The sequence below is a fragment of the Nitrosospira sp. Nl5 genome (assembly GCF_900102495.1).
Classification (GTDB): Bacteria; Pseudomonadota; Gammaproteobacteria; order Burkholderiales; family Nitrosomonadaceae; genus Nitrosospira.
Genome location: NZ_FMVQ01000025.1, coordinates 1 through 6542, shown reverse-complemented (window position 1 = coordinate 6542; position 6542 = coordinate 1). Strand labels below are relative to the sequence as shown.

General features: G+C 52.7%; 3 protein-coding genes, 1 pseudogene and 1 riboswitch. All 4 genes and pseudogenes read right to left on the bottom strand.

Features of this window, described 5'->3' with window-relative positions; all coding sequences use genetic code 11:
• Positions 1–354 precede the first annotated feature (354 nt).
• Positions 355–2637 (bottom strand): annotated as a pseudogene (locus BLP45_RS14165) (5-oxoprolinase/urea amidolyase family protein); the annotation flags it as partial.
• A gap of 145 nt (positions 2638–2782) precedes the next feature.
• Positions 2783–3442, bottom strand: coding sequence for an urea amidolyase associated protein UAAP2 (locus BLP45_RS14160; protein WP_090373141.1), 660 nt, complete (start codon positions 3440–3442; stop codon positions 2783–2785).
• Entirely contained in the window at positions 3439–4185 is a 747-nt protein-coding gene (locus BLP45_RS14155) for an urea amidolyase associated protein UAAP1 (protein WP_090373140.1), read from the bottom strand. Before BLP45_RS14155 ends, BLP45_RS14160 begins: the two co-directional genes overlap by 4 nt.
• 70 nt (positions 4186–4255) lie before the next feature.
• Positions 4256–5683: an APC family permease gene (locus BLP45_RS14150; protein ID WP_371128764.1), complete on the bottom strand. Its 1428-nt coding sequence runs from the start codon at positions 5681–5683 to the stop codon at positions 4256–4258.
• A 255-nt stretch (positions 5684–5938) separates the two neighbouring features.
• A riboswitch (guanidine-I (ykkC/yxkD leader) is annotated at positions 5939–6044 on the bottom strand.
• Positions 6045–6542: the final 498 nt, after the last annotated feature.

Genomic DNA, 6542 nt, shown 5'->3' with positions numbered 1-6542 from the left:
AACGGCAAGTCCAGCAATGCCTGGATTTGAGAAACGCTCCAGCGCGGTGATCCCGTTTCTGCCCCGGCTATGCCCTCCGGCTGTTTTTTTGCTGGATTGGCGGTTGTGTCGGAGTTGACAGTCACGCTGGAAATAAGCTGATTCATGCTATGTCCTTATAACGTTATTTTTCGGTAAAACGATTGGCTGATGGGCCTGCGCTACCATAAATACGGAAGCCTGGAACATCAGAATCAATCGCCCCTTTGGCCCTTTGGGAGGCTCGGCTAACCAGGTGGCAAGAGATAATTGCCGCCGCTAATACGTCTGCAAGCCTCCCGGCATGAGCAAATGAGCAAGTATGGGTCTGCCCGCTCAGCCCTCCTTAATCACCAGGATGACCTGCCTGGCGGATACACGACCACCCTCCTTGCAGAACAATTTCTGTACTGTGCCGCTCACTGGCGCATTCAAGGTAAATTCCATTTTCATCGACTCCAGCACCACTGCCGGACTCCCTGCGGTGACGTGCTGGCCCTCCTTGACCAGGAGCTTCCACACTGTGCCGGTCACGTGCGTGTTAACAGCGTGAGTGCCGGCAGGCAAATCTATCTTGCCGGGTGGAGCACTCGCATCGTCATGCGTAATTTCGCTGGTTACGTAATTCGCCTGGCCCTCTGCCTTCCAGCGTTCGCGCTCAGCGATATATGCGGCTTTCTGCTTGGTTTTAAAGGCGTCGATTGCCGTGGCATTCTCTTGCAGAAAGGCATTGTACTGTTTCAAACTGAAATTACTTTCTTCAATACGCAGATTGAAACGCCCGCTAATGAAATCCTTGCGCATTTCAAGCAGTTCGCCCTCAGTCACAGGATAGAAGCGAACCTGATCGAAGAAACGCAGCAACCAAGGCTTGCCATCCTTGAAATCCTTCGTCTGGTTATAACTATTCCACATTTGCACGGTACGCCCGACGAGCTGATAACCACCCGGGCTCTCCATGCCATATACGCACATATAAGCACCGCCTATCCCCACGGCGTTCTCGGGCGTCCAAGTGCGCGCCGGATTGTACTTAGTAGTGACCAGGCGATGCCGTGGATCTACTGGAGCTCCAAGCGGAGCGCCCAGATATACGTCGCCCAGCCCCATTATCAGGTAGCTTGCCTCGAATATGATGCGTTTCACATCCTCAATGCTGTCCAGCCCATTGATGCGGCGAATGAACTCGATATTGTCGGGATTCCATGGGGCATCCTTGCGTACCGATTGCATATATTTCTTCATCGCCAGTTGTACCGATGGATCATTCCATGACAATGGCAGATGCACGATACGCGTAGGCACTTCCATGTCCTCAATGGCGGGCAGTTCCTTTTCTGCCGAAATAAGGATCTCCAGCAGTTTGTCGCGCGGCAGTAATTTCGAATCAAAATGGATATGCAACGAACGAATACCAGGAGTCATATCCACGATGCCTTTTAGGCGGCCTCCGTCGATTGCTTGCTGGAGCCATACCATCAGAGCATGTATGCGGAAGCGGAGATTGAAATCGAGCACTAGCGGTCCATACTCGACCAGCATATTCTTGTCACCGCCTTGTCGATACAGCACCCGCGTCTGCTGCGTGCTCTCGGGGATGGTATGAAGGATGGGACCATCCACTCCTTTTACCGCCGCTACCTGCGGCGCTTCCGATAAGCGGAAATCCCGAATCACCGCGTCTTGCGATATCTCAAGCGCTTGTGCCTCGGCGGCTGATATTTGATGAAAACGCACATTGTCGCCGGGCCTGAGCTGGCCCATCTTCCATAGCTCGGCATGGGCCAAGGTTGCCAGGCAAACAAAGCCGCCCAGGCTGGGGCCGTCCGGCCCCAGTATAACTGGTAGATCACCAGTAAAATCCACGGCGCCGATCGAGTACGCTACATCATGGATGTTGGACGGATGCAGACCTGCCTCACCCCCGTCCGTGCGCGCCCATTTTGGCTTGGGACCGATCAAGCGCACCCCTGTGCGGTCGGAATTGTGGTGTACTTTCCAGTCAGAAGCAAAGAAATTGCTGACATCCGCATCAGTGAAAAAATCCGGTGCCCCATGGGGACCATACAGCACGCCAATTTCCCAGTTATTCGTATATTTGGGGATTAATTCCTGCGGCAGATTACGAGGCGTATGACTTTTGACGGCCGTGATACGCAGCACGTCGCCGGGACGCAGGGTACGTCCCTCATGACCGCCAAACTGGCCTAGCATGAAAGTGGATTTACTGCCGAGATAGTCCGGTACCTGGAAACCTCCTTGAACCGCCAGATAGGCACGGCAGCCATAATTCACGATATCGCCGAACTTCAGTAGCGCACCGGCTTTAACCTTGTGGGACTGCCATTGCGCCAATGGCTTGCCGTCCAGGCTCACCTCGATGGGCGGCCCACCCACCGCGATGACACTGTCGCAATTAAAGCGCAGTGCAGGGCCACTGAATGTGATCTCCATCCCAGCCTGCCCTTCCATATTATCGACCAGGCGATTGGCCAGACGGAACGCGAAACTATCCATCGGCCCGGACGGCGGAACACCGATATTCCAGTACCCCAACCGGCCAGGATAGTCCTGTATCGTGTTTTGTATGCTGGGAGGGCCGAGCACATCGATAGTATGTGCAATCTTTACATTCGTATCCGGCATTTTCTCAAACATGTTTTTCCCCTTTTTTTGGCAGAACCTCCTGCCAGGTTAAGGCAGATTATCCTGCCTAGCTATTTATACGCCATCTTTAAAACGACGCCTCTCGTATGCTGTCGGATTAATCCCAAACCAATAGTCGAATCGGGGTAGGATTGTAGGCATTGCATGGGTTATTCAATTGCGGACAGTTGGAAATAAGCACCACGACGTCCATCGCGGCCTTCATCTCAACGTATTTGCCGGGCGCAGAAACGCCATCCGCAAAATCCAATCCACCATCTTCCGATATCGGCACGTTCATAAAGAAATTGATGTTGCTCGGAATATCACGCTTACTCATGCCGAGACGCTCACAAACCGGATCGTGTGCCAGCGCATGAAGGAAACTATCGCGACAGCTGTGCATGGGATATTTTTCGAGCCCGTAACGCACGGTATTGCTCTCCGCTGCGCAGGCGCCGCCCACGGTGTCATGCCGGCCGCATGTGTCGGCAACGATCGTGAGCATGATATTTCCAAAGTTGGAATATAATTTACTGCCTGTGGTCAGGTATAACTCATTCTGGCGGCGAATCGTATCGGTCGCGCTGTAGCGTTCCATTGCCTCGCTGGCACGATAAAAGAGAGTATCCACCGCCTGATTCCCCTCCAGATCGACAATACGGAACACTTGGCCTTTCTTGACCACTTTGACCCATGGGTCGCCCGCCGCGCAAATTTCATCCACCACGGCCTGGTTGGGATTTAATTTACTTTCAATCAGATTTTGCGCACTCATGCTGCACCTCCACAGGCATAAAAACGCTGGGTGTTTTGTAGACCTCTTGCATTCTCCGCAATGCGCGTACATTCCTTCGCCCCCCAACGGAAATCGCCGGAAGCGGAGGGTGTCGCAAAGGCAGCCAGGCTGACTGCCCCGGGATGGTAAGTTTCCGCCGGATCGAGAGGATGCGGGGCGGCGGACAGCACTACCAGCGTATCCATCTCGAAACTCAAATCCACATGATCGCCCGCCTTGCTGTGACCGGGATGAAATTCCAGTTCGCCGGATGAATTGGCGGTGACCTTGCTGAAAAAATTAATATTGGACACCACGTCGCGCATACCCAGCCCCCACTTTCCCAGTTCAATCAGCATGCCATCGAGTCCACTGCGAAACATTTCATTACGAAGTTCCTGGTAGCGCCCGATCCCATATTTCTGGCGCATCAAATCCGCATCGCTCATGCCGCATACGGTGTCATGCCAGCCTGCGGAATCTTCGCTAATACAGCAGAAAATGCGCCCCATATCGGAATGGCAGGCGTGGCCCTTGGTCAGACGGAACGTATGCTGGGTCTTGAGCGTATCCGCCATGTTGTAGCGCTCCAATTTTTCTTCCATATTGTAAAAAAGTACCGCGGCATTGGCGCCGCCGGCCACATCCACCAGACGTAGTGTCGTGCCCCGGCGCACGATGCCAGACCAATGGCAACCGCCGGGAATGTTTTCTTTCCATAGATATACCTTGGGTTGGTTCATATTTTTCTCCTTGTCATAATAAGTTGTTCATCAATCATCGGCATGTGACGCATTACAAGACATCTCTGCTTTACACCTGCTGCGACGCTTTTTGAGTTTCATTTTTCGTACCCCGCCGCTTATTATTTATCAGTATATGCAATGTGGTTACACTCAGTATGCTGCCCAATACCAGAGGAACCGCCCACAGTTGCCACCACGGCGCTCCGGCTGCCACCACGTATTCACGCGGCCATGCGATGTTGATCAGTTCAAACATGGCCCAGCAAAAGGCTACCGTATTTATCGCCAATCCCCAGCCACCCAGCTTTAGTGCCCCCAATGCGGGATTCCAACGGCCTGTAAGACGCGCATATAATCCGACGCCGGTCGTCATGGAAAACATCGCGTACAGCCCTCCCGTGCCGAAAGCGATGATGGTGGCAACCGCTCCATCATTTAACCCGAAAAGCAATCCGAGGCCAGACAGCGATATTGTTGTAAGAATGGCATTCCGCGGAATCCTGTGTTTTGTTACGCGACTCAGCGGAGCGGGCATATTCCCCTCACGCGCCATGGAGAATACGATGCGTGAAACGTAGTTCACCACCGACGATCCACAGGAAAGGAAAGCGGTCATCACAATGGCCAGAAAAGGTTTGGCGGCCCAAGCCCCGATGGTGCTGGTAATAATGGGCGAGATGGGATCGGATGTAGCGCTGGCTTCTATCAGGACGTCGTGATCGACGGACAGCATCAGCGAGGAAGAATTGAAGAGAACGACGCTTCCCACCGCGCACAAGGAAAGGAAGATCGCGCGCGGGATCATTCTCTCGGGGTTATGAGCTTCTTCAGCAATGGTGGAACAGGCGTCAAAACCGATAAAAGCCCATCCCGCAATGGCCACCGCAGCCAGAAAGGCGGCAAGGTCTGTGGGTGCCAGTCCTGTACCCAAATGCTGAAACAACTCGGAGACTGGATGCATGCGGAAGAAGAAAAATAAAACCAGCGCGACGCATATCGATCCAATCACCTCGGCACAGACGCCTAGTAAATTGATCACCTTGAAGATACTTTGGTCAACCAGGTTGACCATCGTACAGATCAGCAGGAACACGGCCCCCCATATCACCGCTGTCACGCCCTGCGCGTTACCGCCGACAAAAACAGCGGAAAGCCACATCCCCCCCGTATAGGCGGTTGTGGTCAGCATAGCGATGGTGGAACTGACGTAAATAACCCCGGCGTATTGGCCCGCTCTCGGTCCTATCAGCTGCCGCGCCCACTTGTAAGCACCACCTGCGATCGGGAACTGCGAAGAAAGCTCAGCGTAGACCGTCGCCACCATCATCTGCATTACCAGACATAAAGCCAGGGCAGCAATCCAGCCGCCTCCCGTCACCAAGTTTTGAACGCCAAAAATGGCGTAAAGCCCGACGACCGGGGACACGACCGAGAAACCAAGCGTAAAGCAATTCCAGACACTCAAGGTGCGCTTGAGCGCGTGAGGCTTTGCCATTGCGGCATCAGAACTAAAACCGTCCTGACCCTGGTTTATGGACATGACGCTCCTCCCAAAGTGGAGGCCGCAACATGCCCCTGCCAGCCATGTCTAACCATTTTTTTAGCGACAAAAGCAGCCTGAGAGACTACGAGTAGTCTACAGAGCAGATTAGTGGTCGCGACAAGAAGGGAAAATCTAGAAAGGAAGTGCATGACGAAGTCTCCTTTAATCGGCGGGCCAAGTTCCAAGAGTGATGTATTTACTTATACATTCTCCCGGGCTTTTATCCCTCCGTGGAGCTCCGTCATGACGAAGCCGGAAACTCTCGGACCAGACATTTCCTATCAAGGAAACCGGAACCCTAGTTTCTCCTTACATCTATTTTACTGCTTTGCGCGCATCATTTTATGAGTGATGGACATTAATGTTAGTAAAGCTACATATCCCTGGCAGCTGAAGAAAATACGGAAATATTCAAACTCCTCAACTGCAAAATAGGACCGCCTGAAAAAATTATACACACGTATTCATAAAAATCAATACTAAATTATTTCTTGAGCGGCAATAAATAGGAATAGGCGGTTTCCATGGCATCGCCCCAGAAGCACAGCACGATGCGGCTTCAAAACTCTGCCGCTCTGCCGGACTCGGGAAACGCTGTAACGTGCGTGGCTTGGCATTCGGTTTCACGTAATTTCCACCTCTCCTGGATAAGCAATCGAGGCCATGAGGCTTAAATTATTCACATAACCATCTCAGAATGCATCGAGCGCCCGCAATGTTCCTGCCACCAGCAAATCCATTTCCTGCTCATTAATAACATAAGGCGGCATGAAGTAGACGGTATTTCCCAGCGGACGCAACGATAATTCCT